This is a genomic window from Pseudomonas putida, from assembly GCF_009883635.2.
GTDB lineage: Bacteria > Pseudomonadota > Gammaproteobacteria > Pseudomonadales > Pseudomonadaceae > Aquipseudomonas > Aquipseudomonas putida_W.
Map to the genome: position 1 here is coordinate 1,161,737 of NZ_CP026115.2, position 15,533 is coordinate 1,177,269.

The 15,533-nt window shown below is 62.8% G+C and carries 13 protein-coding genes, 1 tRNA gene and 2 pseudogenes; 7 read left to right on the forward strand and 9 right to left on the reverse strand.

The features are described 5' to 3' along the window. Positions 1 to 9 precede the first annotated feature (9 nt). The gene (dapA, locus tag C2H86_RS05230) at positions 10 to 897 is read right to left on the reverse strand and encodes a 4-hydroxy-tetrahydrodipicolinate synthase (RefSeq protein ID WP_159411711.1); all 888 of its coding nucleotides are present in this window, start codon (positions 895 to 897) and stop codon (positions 10 to 12) included. A 260-nt stretch (positions 898 to 1,157) separates the two neighbouring features. Between dapA and C2H86_RS05235 the strand changes: the two genes are divergently transcribed. Both C2H86_RS05235 and C2H86_RS05240 read left to right on the forward strand, forming a co-directional pair. Next, positions 1,158 to 1,718 carry a glycine cleavage system protein R gene (locus tag C2H86_RS05235; RefSeq protein ID WP_013973793.1) on the forward strand — a complete coding sequence of 187 codons (561 nt, stop codon included), beginning with the start codon at positions 1,158 to 1,160 and terminating at the stop codon, positions 1,716 to 1,718. Between the two features lie 11 nt (positions 1,719 to 1,729). Next, a complete protein-coding gene (locus C2H86_RS05240) occupies positions 1,730 to 2,203 on the forward strand; it encodes a peroxiredoxin (RefSeq protein WP_159411712.1) in 474 nt (157 codons plus the stop codon). Positions 2,204 to 2,235: 32 nt separating this feature from the next. Here C2H86_RS05240 and C2H86_RS05245 read toward each other — a convergent pair whose 3' ends face one another. Then, positions 2,236 to 3,306 (reverse strand): AI-2E family transporter, encoded by a 1,071-nt coding sequence (locus tag C2H86_RS05245; protein WP_159411713.1) that lies wholly within the window; start codon positions 3,304 to 3,306, stop codon positions 2,236 to 2,238. Positions 3,307 to 3,325: 19 nt separating this feature from the next. Next, complete coding sequence (locus C2H86_RS05250; RefSeq protein WP_159411714.1) at positions 3,326 to 3,565, reverse strand: sulfurtransferase TusA family protein; 240 nt, start codon at positions 3,563 to 3,565, stop codon at positions 3,326 to 3,328. Positions 3,566 to 3,682: 117 nt separating this feature from the next. On the opposite strand from C2H86_RS05250, the gene C2H86_RS05255 reads away from it, so the two are divergent. Next, positions 3,683 to 5,119, forward strand: a complete 1,437-nt coding sequence (locus C2H86_RS05255) for a M48 family metalloprotease (RefSeq protein WP_159411715.1) — start codon at positions 3,683 to 3,685, stop codon at positions 5,117 to 5,119. Positions 5,120 to 5,150: 31 nt separating this feature from the next. Here the strand turns inward: C2H86_RS05255 and nadA are convergent, their stop codons facing one another. Further along, complete coding sequence (nadA, locus tag C2H86_RS05260) at positions 5,151 to 6,209, reverse strand: quinolinate synthase NadA (protein WP_016711984.1); 1,059 nt, start codon at positions 6,207 to 6,209, stop codon at positions 5,151 to 5,153. Between the two features lie 216 nt (positions 6,210 to 6,425). Next, positions 6,426 to 7,934 carry a YdgA family protein gene (locus C2H86_RS05265; protein WP_159411716.1) on the reverse strand — a complete coding sequence of 503 codons (1,509 nt, stop codon included), beginning with the start codon at positions 7,932 to 7,934 and terminating at the stop codon, positions 6,426 to 6,428. 449 nt (positions 7,935 to 8,383) lie between these two features. Here C2H86_RS05265 and C2H86_RS05270 point away from each other — a divergent pair, with 449 nt between their 5' ends. The 4 genes and pseudogenes from C2H86_RS05270 to C2H86_RS05280 all read left to right on the forward strand — a co-directional run bounded on the left by C2H86_RS05270 (position 8,384) and on the right by C2H86_RS05280 (position 12,985). Then, positions 8,384 to 9,736 carry an APC family permease gene (locus tag C2H86_RS05270; RefSeq protein WP_159411717.1) on the forward strand — a complete coding sequence of 451 codons (1,353 nt, stop codon included), beginning with the start codon at positions 8,384 to 8,386 and terminating at the stop codon, positions 9,734 to 9,736. Positions 9,737 to 10,021: 285 nt separating this feature from the next. Continuing rightward, a pseudogene (locus C2H86_RS28620) lies at positions 10,022 to 10,963 on the forward strand (chemotaxis protein); the annotation flags it as partial. A gap of 369 nt (positions 10,964 to 11,332) precedes the next feature. Beyond that, positions 11,333 to 11,869: pseudogene (locus C2H86_RS28625) on the forward strand (methyl-accepting chemotaxis protein); the annotation flags it as partial. Between the two features lie 156 nt (positions 11,870 to 12,025). Continuing rightward, the gene (locus tag C2H86_RS05280) at positions 12,026 to 12,985 is read left to right on the forward strand and encodes a cation diffusion facilitator family transporter (RefSeq protein WP_159411719.1); all 960 of its coding nucleotides are present in this window, start codon (positions 12,026 to 12,028) and stop codon (positions 12,983 to 12,985) included. Between the two features lie 91 nt (positions 12,986 to 13,076). Here the strand turns inward: C2H86_RS05280 and C2H86_RS05285 are convergent. The 4 genes from C2H86_RS05285 to ybgF form a co-directional block, all read right to left on the reverse strand. After that, positions 13,077 to 13,152, reverse strand: a tRNA-Lys gene (locus tag C2H86_RS05285). Positions 13,153 to 13,213: 61 nt separating this feature from the next. Next, positions 13,214 to 13,888: a 7-cyano-7-deazaguanine synthase QueC gene (gene queC / locus C2H86_RS05290; RefSeq protein WP_159411720.1), complete on the reverse strand. Its 675-nt coding sequence runs from the start codon at positions 13,886 to 13,888 to the stop codon at positions 13,214 to 13,216. A 16-nt stretch (positions 13,889 to 13,904) separates the two neighbouring features. Then, positions 13,905 to 14,552 carry a 7-carboxy-7-deazaguanine synthase QueE gene (queE, locus tag C2H86_RS05295; RefSeq protein WP_079229347.1) on the reverse strand — a complete coding sequence of 216 codons (648 nt, stop codon included), beginning with the start codon at positions 14,550 to 14,552 and terminating at the stop codon, positions 13,905 to 13,907. A 159-nt stretch (positions 14,553 to 14,711) separates the two neighbouring features. Beyond that, complete coding sequence (gene ybgF / locus C2H86_RS05300) at positions 14,712 to 15,527, reverse strand: tol-pal system protein YbgF (protein WP_110637196.1); 816 nt, start codon at positions 15,525 to 15,527, stop codon at positions 14,712 to 14,714. Positions 15,528 to 15,533 lie beyond the last annotated feature (6 nt).

A 15,533-nucleotide genomic window follows, 5' to 3' on the forward strand; every position in this document is an offset into this window, starting at 1 on the left:
TACTTCCTCTTAAACCAGTACGCCGGACTGGCGCAAGGCAGTACGGACTTTTTCGTGGCAACCTTCGCTCAGCCAGGTCAGTGGCAGGCGAATGCCTTTGTGCATCAGGCCCATTTCCACCAGCGCCCACTTCACAGGGATCGGGTTGGCTTCGCAGAACAGGTCTTTGTGCAGCGGCATCAGTTTTTCGTTGATTGCGCGGGCCTTCTCGGCATTGCCCTCAAGGGCGGCCTCGCACAGGTCGGCCATTTCGCGCGGGGCGACGTTGGCGGTGACGGAGATGTTGCCCTTGCCGCCCATCAGGATCAGCTCGACGGCAGTCGGGTCGTCGCCGGACATGACGATGAAGTCCTTGCTGACGCCATCGAGAATCGCCTTGGCACGGACCAGGTCGCCAGTGGCTTCCTTGATGCCGATGATGTTCGGCACGGTCGACAGGCGGATCACGGTCTCGGCCTGCATGTCACAGGAAGTGCGGCCCGGCACGTTGTAGAGGATCTGCGGAATGTCGACGGCTTCGGCGATGTGCTTGAAGTGCTGGTACAGGCCTTCCTGGGTCGGCTTGTTGTAGTACGGCACCACCAGCAGGCAGGCGTCGGCACCGGCATTCTTGGCGTTCTGGGTCAGGTGCACGGCTTCGGCAGTGGAGTTCGCACCGGTGCCGGCGATGACCGGAATACGCTTGTTGCTGTGCTTGACGCGTTCGACTACATGCTTGATGACCAGGATGTGTTCTTCGACATCCAGCGTGGCCGACTCACCGGTGGTGCCGACAGCGACGATCGCGTGGGTGCCGTTTTCCAGGTGGAAGTCTACAAGTTTGTCGAGGCTGTCCCAGTCCAGACGCCCTTGTGCATCCATGGGTGTGACCAACGCCACCATACTGCCCGCAATCATGTAACTGCTCCTGCCGGAAAAAGAGAGCGGTAATGGTACTGGGGGCATCGGCCTTGCACAAGCGAAGCAGGCAGGCGGAGCATTCCCCTCGGCGCCTTATTTCGCTACCCTTGATCCTTTGATCGGTGCAGCGCGGCCCGCCGGGCCGTCGACCCTGCTCCCCGGCCAGCGTCCACGTCCTCGCATGCGAGCCCCGGGCCCTGCCGACAGGAGGCTTTCGCCCGTCCTGCACCGACCGCTCATCGCTTTAGGAATGCTGCATGTCCACCCCCACCGTCCGCGAACAATTCCTTGTCATCAGCGCCCTGGGCCCCAACCCCATGGAGCTGGCCAACGTCCTCAGCCGCGCCGCCTTCGAAAACCGCTGCGCGGTGGTCACCTCGCGCCTGAGCCGCCACGGCGAGACCAGCGCCCTGGTGCTGCAGGTAGGCGGCAGCTGGGATGCCCTGGCGCGCCTCGAAGCCATGCTGCCGGGCCTGGGCAAGAAACACGGCCTGACCCTCGACGTGGTGCGCAGCGCCGACCAGGAAGTGCGCCCGCAGGCCCTGCCCTACGTGGCGTACGTCAGCGCCGCCTATCGCCCGGACATCATCAACGAACTGTGCCAGTTCTTCCTCGACCACCGCGTCGAGCTCGAAGCCATGACCTGCGACACCTACCTCGCGCCGCAGACCGGCAGCAGCATGCTCAACGCCCAGTTCACCGTGATCCTGCCGGCCGGCACCCAGATCAGCTGGCTGCGCGACCAGTTCCTGGACTTCGCCGATGCCCTGAACCTCGATGCCCTGATCGAGCCGTGGCGTCCACAGAACCCCATGTAAGGAAACCGACCATGGCAGTAGCACTCGACCAACCCGTCGCCGATTTCCAGGCCCAGGCCACCAGCGGCCAGACCGTCAGCCTGGCCGAGCTCAAGGGCCAGCAGGTGGTGGTGTACTTCTACCCGAAGGACAGCACCCCGGGCTGCACCACCGAAGGCCAGGGCTTCCGCGACCAGCATGACGCCTTTGCCGCCGCCAACACCGTGGTGTTCGGCGTGTCGCGCGACGGCATCAAATCGCACGAGAACTTCAAGGCCAAGCAAGGTTTCCCGTTCGAGCTGATCAGCGACAAGGACGAGGCCCTGTGCCAGCTGTTCGACGTGATCAAGCTGAAGAAGCTGTATGGCAAGGAATACATGGGCGTCGACCGCAGCACCTTCCTGATCGACAAAGGCGGTGTGCTGCGCCAGGAATGGCGTGGGGTGAAGGTGCCTGGGCATGTGGATGCCGTGTTGGCTGCGGCCCAGGCGCTGAACAAGGCCTGAGATTTTGGGGCCGCTTTGCGGCCCCAATTGCATCAAAGCATCGGTGAGACGCTGGCTTCCTGCCTGGGCCAGGCATCCAGCACGGCCTTGATCAAGGTCGCCAGCGGGATCGCAAAGAAGATCCCCCAGAACCCCCAAAGCCCGCCAAACAGCAGCACCGCACAGATGATCGCCACCGGGTGCAGGCTCACCGCCTCGGAGAACAGCAACGGCACCAGCACGTTGCCATCCAGCCCCTGGATGATCGCGTACACCGTCATCAGGTAGATGAACTGGTCACCCCAGCCCCACTGGAACAGCGCGATCAGCGTTACCGGCACGGTCACCACCACCGCGCCCACATAGGGCACCACCACCGACAGCCCCACCAGCAGCGCCAGCAACGCGGCGTAATTGAGCCCCAGGCTGATGAAGGCGATGTAGGTGGCAATCCCGCAGATCAGGATTTCGATACCCTTGCCGCGGATGTAGTTGGCGATCTGCCGGTTCATCTCGCTACCCACCCGGTTCAGCAAGGTGCGCTGACGCGGCAGGTAACTGCTAACCCAGCGTCCGATCAGCACCCGGTCCTTGAGGAAGAAGAACACCAGGATCGGCACCAACACCAGATAGATCATCGCATTGACCAACAGCGGCAGGCTCGACAGCGAGAAAGTCAGCGCCCATTGGCCGAACTTGCCGATTTCGCCACGTACCGATTCGATCGCATGCAACACCTGTTCATCCGAGACCAGATGCGGATATCGTTCAGGCAGCAGCAAGAGCAGCGACTGCCACTTGCCGAGCATCCCCGGCAGCTCGTTGAACAGGGTAATCAGCTGGTGCCAGAGCAGCGGCACCAGCACCAGCAGGAACACCGCCAGCGCCCCCATGAACAGGGCGAACACCAGCGTCACCGCCAGCCGGGTCGGCACGCGCAAGCGCTCCAGGGCATTGACCAGGCCCTGCATCAGGAACGCCAGGACCATGCCCGCCAGCACCGGCGCGAGCATGCCTCCGAGGGTGAGCACCGCAGTAAAGGCGAGGAACAGCAGGACCGCCAGCACCACTGCTTCCTCATCGGAGAAGTAGCGCTCTATCCAGTCGCGAAGCACTTTGAACATTGACGATCCTTGGGTTGGCTCAGGCCTTGCGGAGCCAGTAGGTGTAGGTACCGGCCTCGGCCGTTTCTTGCAGCAGGGTATGACCGGCAAGCTGGGCGAAAGTGCGGAAGTCGCGCTGCGAACCGGCATCGGTGGCGATGACTTTCAGGATCGCGCCGCTGGCCAGGCGGTTGAGTTCCATCTTCGCCTTGAGCAGCGGCAGCGGGCAGTTCAGCCCGCTGGCGTCGAGTTCGGCGTCGCAGGTCAGGGTGTCACTCATCGGGCGCGTCTCCGGGGCGGGGCGTAAGTCTTGGGAAAAGCTCGGTAGCATACCGCCACTGGTCTGCTCCGCGCGACCCGGCTACAGTAAGGCTTTTTCATCGACGCGAGCTTCTGCATGAATCTACTGCGCCCCACCCTGCTGGCGCTGGCCTGCCTGATGGCCCTTCCTGGCCACGCCGACGACCTGCCGTCACTGGGCGACGCCAGTTCCGCGATCGTTTCACCCAAGCAGGAGCACGACCTCGGCCGAGCCTGGCTGAGCTTGCTGCGTGGCCAGGTCAACCAGCTCAATGACCCACAGCTCAAGGATTACGTCGAGACCACCGTCTACCGCCTGGCCGAAACCAGCCAGCTGCAGGACCGTCGCCTGGAGTTCATCCTCATCGACAGCCGCGAGCTCAACGCCTTTGCTGCGCCTGGCGGCATCGTCGGCGTCAACGGCGGCCTGTTCCTCAATGCCCAGACCGAAGGCGAGTACGCCTCGGTACTGGCGCACGAACTCGCGCACTTGTCGCAACGCCACTTCGCCCGCGGCGTCGAGGCCCAGCAGCGTATGCAGCTGCCGATGATGGCGGCGCTGCTGGCCGGCATTGTGCTGGCGGCAGGCGGCGCAGGCGATGCCGGCATCGGCATGATCGCCGGCACGCAGGCGGCGGCAATCCAGGAACAACGGCGCTTCTCGCGGCAGAACGAACAGGAAGCCGACCGCGTCGGCATCCAGAACCTGGAAAGGGCCGGTTACGATCCGCGTAATATGCCGACCATGTTCGAACGCCTGGCTCGCCAGTACCGCTTCGACGCCAAGCCGCCAGAATTCCTGTTGACTCACCCAGTAACCGAATCGCGTATTGCCGACACCCGCAACCGCGCCGAACAGGCGCCCAAGGGTGGCGTCGAGGATAGCCAGCGCTACCAACTGATCCGCGCCCGCGTGGCACTCACCTACGAGGGCACCCCGGGCCTGGCAGCCAAGCGCTTCCGCGCCCAGCTCGACGAAGACCCGAAACTGGACGCTGCGCGCTACGGCCTGGCCCTGGCGCAGATCAAGGGTGGGCAGCTCAACGAAGCGCGGGAAAACCTCAAGCCGCTGCTGGCCAAGGCCCCCAACGACATCACCTACAACCTGGCGCAGATCGACCTGGACATCACCAACAACCGCCTGGCCGACGCGCAGCAACGCGCGGAGCGCATGCAGGGGTTGTACCCGGGCAACTACCCGCTGAAACAGGTGCGCGCCGACCTGCTGGTCAAACAGAACAAGCCGGCCGAAGCGGAGAAGGTGCTGGACGACCTGCTCAAGAGCCGGCCGGATGACCCGGACGTCTGGTACGACATGGCTGAAGTGCGCGGGTTGTCGGGCAACACCATCGGTCTGCACCGCGCGCGTGCCGAATACTTCACGTTAGTAGGGGATTTCGACCAGGCGGTACAGCAGCTGGATTACGCCAAGCGTCGGGCAGGCAGCAACTTCCCGCTGGCCTCGCAGATCGACCAGCGCCAGCGCGAGGTCATGGAACAGAAGCGCATGGTTCAGGAAATGATGGGGCGCTGATAATTTGGGGGCGCTTGCGCCCCCAGCAATTTCAGGCGTTACCGGAGAGTTTCAGGCGAGCCGCCTGGGTAAAGTCCAGCATGCGGTTCAGTGGCTTGATTGCCTTCGGTACCAACGCTGGGTCAACGAAAATCTCGTCCCCCCCATTGCGCAGGCAATGCAACACCCGCTCCAGGGTATTCATCGCCATCCACGGGCAGTGCGCACAGCTGCGGCACGCCGCGCCGTTACCGGCTGTCGGCGCTTCGACGAATTCCTTGTCCGGGCACAGCTGCTGCATCTTGTAGAAGATGCCGCGGTCGGTGGCGACGATGAAGGTCTTGTTCGGCAGGGTCTGCGCCGCCTTGATCAGCTGGCTGGTGGAGCCCACCGCGTCGGCCAGCTCGATTACCGCTTCCGGCGACTCCGGGTGTACCAGGATGGCAGCATCCGGATACAGCGCCTTCATATCGGCCAGCTGGCGCGACTTGAACTCTTCGTGAACGATGCAGGCACCGTCCCACAACAGCATGTCGGCACCGGTCTGCTTCTGGATGTAGCGGCCCAGGTGCTGGTCCGGGCCCCAGATGATGGTCTCACCGTTGTCCATCAGGCTTTCGACGATTTCCAGCGCGCAGCTCGACGTCACCACCCAGTCCGCCCGCGCCTTCACCGCAGCGGAGGTGTTGGCATAAACCACCACGGTACGCTCAGGGTGCTGGTCGCAGAAGGCCGAGAATTCCTCGACCGGGCAGCCCAGGTCGAGCGAACAGGTGGCCTCCAGGGTCGGCATCAGCACGCGCTTTTCCGGGGTAAGGATCTTGGCGGTTTCGCCCATGAAGCGCACACCGGCGACGATCACCGTCTCGGCCGGGTGGTTCTTGCCGAAGCGGGCCATTTCCAGCGAGTCGGACACGCAGCCGCCGGTTTCTTCGGCCAGCGCCTGGATGACCGGGTCGCAGTAATAATGGGCTACCAGCACGGCATTCTGCGCTTTCAGCTCGGCAGCAATGGCCGCACGGTATTCGGCCTCCTGCTCGGCGGTCAGCGGGTTGGGCTGCTTGGCGTCAAGGTGGGCCTGAACCAACAGGCGTTCGGAAATCTGGGTCATGATCGCTGGACCTGCAGGCGCGCGTGCGCGTCAAATCGAGTGTATCACCCGGCCCTGGCAGATCGGCTAGGGGTGCCGGACGGCAGGCGTGCCGCCACGGCCCTCTGCGGGCGCGGATTATTATCGGACGCCGAAGGCTACAGACAATCAGGAGAATTCAAAAGCGGTTTTTGTGATGCCTGTGCTGGCCGCGAAGAAGCCAGCACAGGCAGAACATCAGCCCTGCGGCTGCATGGCGGCAAAATGTGCGGCCAGCAGCATGGCGAACTCTTCGACGGTCATCTTCTTGCCGTTGAAGTCGACCATGCCATCGGCATAGTGCAGGCTCGACACCACATCGTTGCCCTGCACGGTGGCCATGCCGCTCTGCACCGCCATCATGCCGACCATCTCCCCAGCCTGGCTCGATTGCGAAGCAATCGCCTGGGCATCGGTCTGCCCTTCCAGCAGCGCCTGCAAGGTCGCCAGGTCACCGATCATCGGCTTGGACAACGACAGCTTGCTCTTCACCTCGGTGATCAGCTGCTTGCTCAACTGGTCAGGCGGCAGGTCGAACGAGGCCGGGCTGGCGAAATCCATCGACAGGTCGAAACGGCTCTCGCCATTGGCAGTGCGGAACGCCAGGTTTTCAATGGCCAGCTTGGGCTTGGAGGCCAGCAATTGTTGCAGGTCGCCGTGGAACCTGGCTTTTTCCGCCTCATCCATCTGGATTTCCGGCACCGGCTGCCCGGCCGCCTGAGCCGCTTCGAACTCCGGCAGGTGGGCCTGGTACCACTTCGACAGCGACTGCAAGGCTGGGGCATTGAGCGACTTGATGCTCACACCCATCTGCGCATTACCCACTGCGCGGCCATCCCAGGTGATGTCCGCGACCCGGTAGTCCACGCGGCCACCCACGGTGTCCGGGCCATCCAAGGTTTGCAGAAGGTTCTGCTCCAGGCCCTTGAGCACCAGCACCTGCTGCTTGTCACCCAAGGTCGCCTTGGCCTCGGCCAGCAGCAGGTCGACATTGCCGACGTACACGGCGTCATGCTTGCTGGCCGCCAGGTTGCCACCCACCTTCAACCCCGAGAGCTCGAGGGTGGCCGGCGGATGGTCCTCGCCAACCAGCTTCATCACGAAGCGATCCGCGCTGCCATGGAACTTCGACGCCTTGCCTTCCTGATCGCCGCTGACCTCCAGCGACATCCCCGAGAAATCCAGGCTGCTGCCGTCGGCATCGGTACGCTTGAGCGGTGCCACGGTAATGTTGCTGTCGACGTTGCCCGAGAAGCCCAGGCTGGTATGCGCACTGATCGGCGACTGCTCGCCTGCGGCAGCGAACCACGGCGCAGTGAGGTCATCCTTCTGCAGGCTACTGCTGCTCGCGGCCAGCACCGGCACCAGTTTCAGCGCCTTGACCCGCGACCACGGGAACGGGCCATGCTCGATCTGGTCGGTCATGCCGAGGTCAAAACTGACCACTTCGCCGTGGCCAAGGTTGATGTCCTTGGCCTTGAGCCGATACTGCGCAGTACTGCTGAAGAAATGCTGATCGAGCGAGACCAGCTCGACGGTCATGCTGCCGCCATAGTTGGTCAGCGCCTTCTTGAGCTGTTCGTTGCTGCGGCTAACGGCGTTGTCCAGCTCGCCAGGCAGCTGTTTGCCGGTGTACCAGGCGCCAGCGGTGGTCACGACGGCGATGGCGATGGCCAGGCCGGAAAGGATGCCTACTGATTTCTTCATGAATAGAACCGATCGATGTCCATATGGGCGGGTGCAAAAGGATATCACTGCGGTGACAGGCGGGTGACGACGCCTGGGCAGAAATGGCGATTTGGGAAATGTCCGACAATCCAGCAGATCGTTAATTTTTACGAACATTCAAGTCGATCGAAACCGCAAAAAAACGCGCAAAAACCGAACATTCAAGCCGTTTAACCGATAAATATTTCAATTTAGCAACATCTTGTCATGTTTAACTTGACGCCTACCTATCAATCGTTTTTTATTTTCACCACCTCGCCCAGCGCCCGATCCACGAAGAAGAAAAAGTCGCGCCGTCATGATGCTCGGATGCCCCTGCCCGCACACTTCAACCTCCTCGCCAAGGCACTGCCAGCCTGACGCCGGCGCCTAGCACGCGCCTATCTCTGCTCCAAACAAAAAGGTGAACAACATGGAGCCACACCAGCATGCAGCATGACCACAACGCCACCGGCAACGGCCAATTCCGTAAATCCCTGCGCCTCTGGCACGTGGTCATCATCGGTCTGGCGTACCTTACGCCCATGACCGTGTTCGACACTTTCGGCATCGTGTCCGGCGTTACCAACGGCCACGTCCCCAGCGCCTACCTGCTGGCCCTGGCCGGCGTTCTGTTCACCGCAGTGAGCTACGGCACACTGGTCCGCCGCTTCCCGCAGTCCGGCTCCGCCTACACCTACACCCAACGCGCCATCAACCCGCACGTGGGCTTTCTGGTCGGCTGGTCTTCGCTGCTGGATTACCTCTTGCTGCCCATGGTCAACGCGCTGCTGGCCAAACTCTACCTTTCGGCCATGTTCCCTGAAGTGCCGGCATGGATGTGGGTGGCCGGCTTCGTCACCCTGATCAGCCTGATCAACATGCGCAGTATCAACCTGGTCGCGCATTTCAACCTGCTGTTCGTGGTCGTGCAGCTGATGATCATGTCGGTGTTCATCTACCTCTGCGTTCGTGGCCTGGACCAGGGCGAAGGGCTGGGAACCACCTGGAGCCTGCTGCCATTCGCCGACTCGCAGACGCACCTCAGCGCCCTGGCTGCCGGCGCAACCATCCTGTGCTTCTCGTTCCTGGGCTTCGACGCTGTCACCTGCCTGTCCGAAGAAACCAAGGACCCGGGCAAGATCATCCCACGGGCAATCTTCCTCACTGCCCTGATCGGCGGCGTGGTGTTCATCGCTGTGTCGTATTTCATGCAGGCGTACTTCCCGACCAACGCACGCTTCCAGGACCCGGAAGCAGCATTGCCTGAAATCGCCTTGTATGTCGGTGGCAAGCTGTTCCAGTCGATCTTCATCGCCTGCACGGTGATCAATACCATCGCCTCGGGCCTGGCTTCGCAAACCAGCGTGTCGCGCCTGCTGTACGTCATGGGCCGCGACAACGTGATCCCGAGCAGCGTGTTCGCCCGCCTGCACCCGCGCTACAAGACCCCGATCGTGAACATTGCCGTGGTCGGCGTTATCGCCCTTTCGGCAATCTTCTTCGACCTGGTCACCGCCACCTCGATCATCAACTTCGGCGCTCTGGTCGCGTTCAGCTTCGTCAACTTGTCGGTGATCAACCACTGCTATCTGCGCGAGGGTAAACGCCAGGGGCTGGCCAACAAGATGAAGTACCTGGTGCTGCCGACCATCGGCTTCTGCATCATCGCCAAGCTCTGGCTCGACCTCAACGAGAACTCGTTGATCTTCGGCGGCCTCTGGGCACTGGCGGGGCTGCTGCACCTGGCCTGGCTGACCAAGGCCTTCCGGGTCTCGCCACCGAACTACGTCGCTGATTGACACCAGCCACCGACAACGCCCGCGCCTGAACGCGGGCGTTGTTGTTGAACGATAAGGAAAGTCCTCATGCTGCTGCGTCGCCTGTCCATCCAGTGGAAGATCACCCTGCTCACCGGCCTCTGCCTGCTGGTCATCGTCGCCTTGCTGGTCGCCAGCTCACTGACTCAGTCGCGGCGTAGCGCGGCGCTGGTCAACCAGGCCAGTACCGAAATGCTCGAACACAGCGCACGCCTGCGCCTGCAGGCCCACGCCGAGACCCAGGCGTTGCGCATCCAGCGCTACTTCATGGACGCCTACCAGTACGGCAACGGCTTCGCCCGCCTGGTACAGGTGCTCAAGGCCAAGGGCGGCACCGACCTGCGTGCCGAATTGACCCGTCAGGCCCACGCCAGCCTGGCCGGCAACCCGGACGTGATCGGCCTGTACCTGGTGTTCCAGCCCAATGCGCTCGACCACCTGGATAACCAGTTCATCGGCCAGGAGACCAGCGGCAGCAACGAAAGCGGGCGCTTCTCACTGTATTGGTCGCAACCTCGCCCAGGCACCCTGGACCTTGAGGCGATGCCCGAATCGATGCTGAACGACAGCAGCCCTGGCACCAATGGCCTGGCCAAGAACCGCTGGCTGACCTGCCCGCAGGAAACCGCCAGGGCCTGTGTACTCGAGCCTTACCTCGACGACGTCAATGGTCACCAGGTACTGATGACCAGCATCGCCCTGCCCCTGCTGGAAAACGGCAAGGTGGTCGGTGTGGTCGGCCTGGACATCGGCCTGGACAACCTCCAGCAACTGAGCCTGGATGGCCGCCAGGAACTGTTCGACGGCCAAGGCCAGGTCAGCATCGTCAGCGCTGCCGGCCTGCTCGCCGGGCACAGCCGTGACGCCAGCAAGCTGGGCCAGCCACTTGACAAGGAGGTGGATCAGGGCCTGCTGCGCGTGGCACGGCCGTTCGCGCCGATTCCTGACGCCACCCCCTGGCAGGTGCAACTGGAACTGCCAGAAGCAGTGCTGCAAGCGCCGGCCCTGGCCCTCAACCAGCGCCTGGACAGCCATAATCGGAGCGCCAACCTGACCAGCCTGCTGATCGGCCTGGGCGCCGCCATCATCGGCCTGCTGCTGGTCTGGCTGACTGCGCGTGGCGTTACCCGGCCGATCCTCGCCGTGGCCGCCCGCCTGGAGGACATCGCCAGCGGCGAAGGCGACCTGACCCGCCGCCTGGACTACGCCCGCCAGGACGAACTGGGCCAGCTGACGGGCTGGTTCAACCGCTTCCTCGACAAGCTGCAACCGGTGATCGCCCAGGTCAAAGGTTCGCTGCTCGAAGCCCGCGGCACCGCCGACCAGTCCGCCGCAATCGCCAGCCAGACCAGCAATGGCATGCAGCAACAGCAACGGGAAATCGAACAGGTCGCCACCGCCGCCAACGAAATGAGCGCTACCGCCCAGGATGTCGCCCACAACGCAGCCCAGGCAGCACAGGCAGCACGCGGTGCCGATCAGGCCAGCCGCGAAGGCTTGCAGCTGATTGCCAGCACCCGCCAGACCATCGACCAGCTGGCAACCGGCATGGACACCGCCATGGACGAGGCCCGTGCGCTGGAGCAGCGCAGCGAACAGATCGGCTCGGTGCTCGAGGTGATCCGCGCGATTGCCGAGCAGACCAACCTGCTGGCCCTCAACGCCGCCATCGAAGCCGCACGCGCAGGCGAGGCCGGGCGTGGTTTTGCCGTGGTCGCCGACGAAGTGCGCAGCCTGGCCCAGCGCACCCAGGTGTCGGTGGAAGAGATTCGCCAAGTGATCGAAGGGCTGCAGCAAGGCACCCAGGACGTGGTCGGTGCCATGCATGAAGGCCAGCGCCAGGCCCAGGCCAGCGCCACGCGCATGGAACAGGCGCTGCCCGCACTGGAGCGCATCGGCGAGGCCGTGGCGGTGATCAGCGACATGAACCTGCAGATTGCCTCGGCGGCCGAGGAACAGAGTGCGGTGGCCGAGGAAGTGAACCGCAATGTGGCCGGGATTCGCGACGTGACCGAGTCACTGTCGGGCCAGGCCGATGAATCGGCACGCATCAGCCAGGCGCTGAATCGACTGGCCAACCAACAACAGGCGCTGATGGAGCAGTTTCGCGTCTAGCCTGTAAGGGCCTCTTCGCGGGCAAGCCCGCTCCCACAGGAATAACGCAAGCCTTGAGTGTTGCGCTGTCCCTGTGGGGTTTATCGGAGCGCCGAACCGCCGCGAAGAGGCCGGCACAGCCAACACAGCAACATCGTTATTGACCGAGCAAAACACATGCAAACCGCAACCCGATCTTCTTTCTTCGACATCACCAGCGAACAGGGCCTGTTACGCACCTCGATCGCCGTCACCCTGTTCATCGCCACTATCGGCATCGGCTTCGGCCTGGCCTCCGGCTCGTTCTCGATCGTCTTCGACGGCGTCTACTCGCTGGTCGATGCCAGCATGAGTGGCCTGTCACTGGTGGTGGTCAAACTGATCACTTCCCACGCCACCAGCCTGCAACTCTCGCGCAAGCTGCGCGAGCGCTTCACCATGGGCTTCTGGCACCTGGAACCGATGGTTCTGGCACTCAATGGCATCCTGCTCAGCGGCGTCGCCATCTACGCGCTGATCAACGCGGTCAGCAGCCTGCTGCAAGGTGGTCGCCACCTGGAGTTCGGCATCGCGATGGTCTATGCGCTGCTGACCGTGGTCGCCTGCGCGACCATCGCCGTGGTCGAGAACCGCGCCAACCGCAAACTGAAGTCGGACTTCGTGCGCATGGACGTCAAAGGCTGGGTGATGTCGGCCAGCATCACCGCCGCGCTGTTGATTGCCTTCTGCTTCGGCTACGCAGTGCAAGGTACGCAGTGGGAGTGGGTGTCGCCGTACATCGACCCGGCGGTACTGGCATTGGTGTGCCTGGTGATCATTCCGCTGCCGCTGTCGGTCGTGCGCCAGGCACTGTCGGAGATCTTCCTGGTGACGCCGGGGGACCTGAAGCTGCACGTGGACGAGGTGGCACGCGAGTTCGTGGCGCGGCACGGCCTGCAGTCATACAGGGCCTATGTGGCCAAGGTCGGGCGCTCGCGGGAGATCGAGCTTTACTTCATCGTGCCGAAGACCATGGCGGCGAAGACCATCGATGAATGGGATGCGTGGCGCAATGAGATCGGCGATGCGGTAGGCGGCGAAGGGCCGGACCGCTGGATTACCGTGGTGTTTACCGGGGACCCAGAGTGGGCTGAGTAATCAGGAGGGGCGCCCTGCGCCCCGGCACCAGCCAGCCATGAACGACAAAGCCCGCGACCATGACTGGTTGCGGGCTTTGTCTTACTGCATATGGTGGGTCGTGTAGGATTCGAACCTACGACCAATTGGTTAAAAGCCAACTGCTCTACCAACTGAGCTAACGACCCGTTGGATGGCGCGTATAATACTGATTTCTAACGGGAAATCAATACCTGAGCAAACCTTTTGTCAGAAGTAGCGAGTCGGGTCTTCTACACCCGCCGCCTTGAAACCGTCAGCACGCAGGCGGCAACTGTCGCACTTGCCACACGCCTGGCCTTCATCATTGGCCTGATAGCAGGAGACCGTCAGGCTGTAGTCCACGCCACGGGCAATACCCGCCTGCACGATCTGCGCCTTGCTCATGTTCTGCAGCGGCGCCTGGATGCGGAAACCCTGCCCTTCGACGCCCGCCTTGGTAGCCAGGTTGGCCATGCGCTCGAACGCCTCGACGAATTCCGGGCGGCAATCCGGGTAACCGGAATAATCCACGGCGTTGACGCCAATGAAGATGTCGCGCGCCTCCAGCACTTCCGCCCAGCCCAGCGCCAGCGACAGGAACACGGTGTTGCGGGCCGGCACGTAGGTCACCGGAATGCCCTCGCCCGGGGTCTCCGGCACATCGATGCTGCTGTCGGTCAGGGCCGAGCCGCCGATACCATCGAGGTTGAGGCCAATGACCTTGTGCTCGACCACGCCCAGGTCACGGGCGACGCGGGCGGCGGCATTCAGCTCGGCGCGATGGCGCTGGCCATAGTCGAAACTCATGGTGTAGCAGCTATAACCTTCGGCCTTGGCCATGGCCACGACCGTGGCCGAATCGAGGCCGCCAGACAGCAGGATTACCGCGCGTTTCTCAGTCATCTCTTTTACTCCTCAATCAACGTCCGGGTTCGTCGTTCCACAGCAGTTTGTGCAACTGCATCTGGAAGCGTACGGGCAGGTTGTCGGCGACGATCCAGTCGGCCAGGTCAGTAGCACTCACCTGGTGGTGGCTGGGCGAGAACAGCACTTCGCCCGCACGTTCGGCCAGGTTGTACTGGATCAGCTTGGACACCGCCCAGTCGTAGTCCTCGCGGGAACAGATGACGAACTTGACCTGGTCGTTGCGAGTCAGCTGCTCGATGTTCTCGTAGCGGTTGCGGTGCGACTCTTCCGACCCCGGGGTCTTGAGGTCGACCACCCGGCTGACGCGCACATCGGTGCCCGAGATATCGAGGGCGCCGCTGGTCTCCAGCGAGACCTCGTAACCGGCATCGCACAGGCGCTGCAACAGCGGCAAGGCGTTCGGCTGGGCCAACGGCTCGCCTCCGGTGACGCAGACATAACGCGGCTTGAAGCCGGCCACCTGCTCAAGGATCGAATCGAGAGTGCGAATGGTGCCTCCGGTGAAGGCGTAGGCACTGTCGCAGTACTGACAGCGCAGGGGGCAACCGGTCAGGCGCACGAATACCGTGGGCAGCCCAGCCGTTCGTGTTTCACCCTGCAAAGAGTAAAAGACTTCGGTGATGCGTAATGTGTCTTGCATGCTCGCCACGGGCGTGACAGCTAAACAGGCTGTCCGCCTCCGTCAGGCACTGTCGCGGACTCGACATGGCGTTATCCGCTACAGCGTGTTTATAAAAAAAGGGCAGTGATTCTAACGAAAAAACCCGCGACAGGCGCGGGTTTCTTGCAAAGGTGCAACTTAGAGCTTCTGCAGGTCGCGTTGCGCCAGTTGCGCGGCGGAGGTGCCGGGGTACTGGGTGATGACCTGCTGCAGGATGCCCTTGACCTTGTCGGTGTGGCCCATGCGGCGCTCGACGTCAGCCAGTTTGTACAGCGAATCTGGCACCTTGCTGTGCTTGGGGTACTTCTGACTGACCTGGGCGAAGGCCTGGCTGGCCGCTGGCAGGTCGCCCTTGGCCAGGTTCACCTCACCCAACCAGTACTGGGCGTTGCCAGCGTACTGGCTGTTCGGGTACTTGCGCAGGAAGGCGTTGAACGCCTGGCTGGCCTTGTCGAAGTCCTTTTGCTTGATCTGGTCGAAAGCCGCGTCGTAGTAGAGCTTTTCTTTCGCCGGATCACCGGGCTCGCTGCTGGCGGCCGGTTGTTGTGCAGCGGCACCAGCGGCGCCTGCTGCTGCACCGGCGGCGGCATTGGATGCACCACCGGTGGAAGAATTGTCGGGGGTCGCGGCAGGCGCGCCACCACTATTGATGCGACGATCAAGATCCTGGTAACGCTCCAGGTTTTCCTGCTTCATGCGCGACACATCGTTCTGCAGCTCTTCGATGATGCCTTGCTGACGGGAAAGTTGATCCTGCATCTGTTGCAGCTGCATGAACAGCTGGCCCTGTGCCGAGGCAGGGGTCGAAGCCCCTGCGCCGGCATAGGCGCCGCTCGTGCCATAACCGGAAGGTGGGTAAGCACCCCCGTTGTCATCAACTACAGGAACCGCAGCCCACGCCGAAAGCGGCAGGCTGAGTGCGAGGACGGTTACAGCACGACGGCACATACGCATAAGAAC

Coding starts and splice junctions, on each gene's coding strand:
- C2H86_RS05235 (WP_013973793.1), top strand. CDS start 1,158: ATGTCCACCCCCACCGTCCGCGAACAATTCCTTGTCATCAGCGCCCTG.
- nadA (WP_016711984.1), bottom strand. CDS start 6,209: ATGACCCAGATTTCCGAACGCCTGTTGGTTCAGGCCCACCTTGACGCC.
- ybgF (WP_110637196.1), bottom strand. CDS start 15,527: ATGCGTATGTGCCGTCGTGCTGTAACCGTCCTCGCACTCAGCCTGCCG.
- C2H86_RS05270 (WP_159411717.1), top strand. CDS start 8,384: ATGCAGCATGACCACAACGCCACCGGCAACGGCCAATTCCGTAAATCC.
- C2H86_RS05280 (WP_159411719.1), top strand. CDS start 12,026: ATGCAAACCGCAACCCGATCTTCTTTCTTCGACATCACCAGCGAACAG.
- C2H86_RS05245 (WP_159411713.1), bottom strand. CDS start 3,306: ATGTTCAAAGTGCTTCGCGACTGGATAGAGCGCTACTTCTCCGATGAG.
- queC (WP_159411720.1), bottom strand. CDS start 13,888: ATGACTGAGAAACGCGCGGTAATCCTGCTGTCTGGCGGCCTCGATTCG.
- C2H86_RS05255 (WP_159411715.1), top strand. CDS start 3,683: ATGAATCTACTGCGCCCCACCCTGCTGGCGCTGGCCTGCCTGATGGCC.
- queE (WP_079229347.1), bottom strand. CDS start 14,552: ATGCAAGACACATTACGCATCACCGAAGTCTTTTACTCTTTGCAGGGT.
- C2H86_RS05240 (WP_159411712.1), top strand. CDS start 1,730: ATGGCAGTAGCACTCGACCAACCCGTCGCCGATTTCCAGGCCCAGGCC.
- C2H86_RS05265 (WP_159411716.1), bottom strand. CDS start 7,934: ATGAAGAAATCAGTAGGCATCCTTTCCGGCCTGGCCATCGCCATCGCC.
- C2H86_RS05250 (WP_159411714.1), bottom strand. CDS start 3,565: ATGAGTGACACCCTGACCTGCGACGCCGAACTCGACGCCAGCGGGCTG.
- dapA (WP_159411711.1), bottom strand. CDS start 897: ATGATTGCGGGCAGTATGGTGGCGTTGGTCACACCCATGGATGCACAA.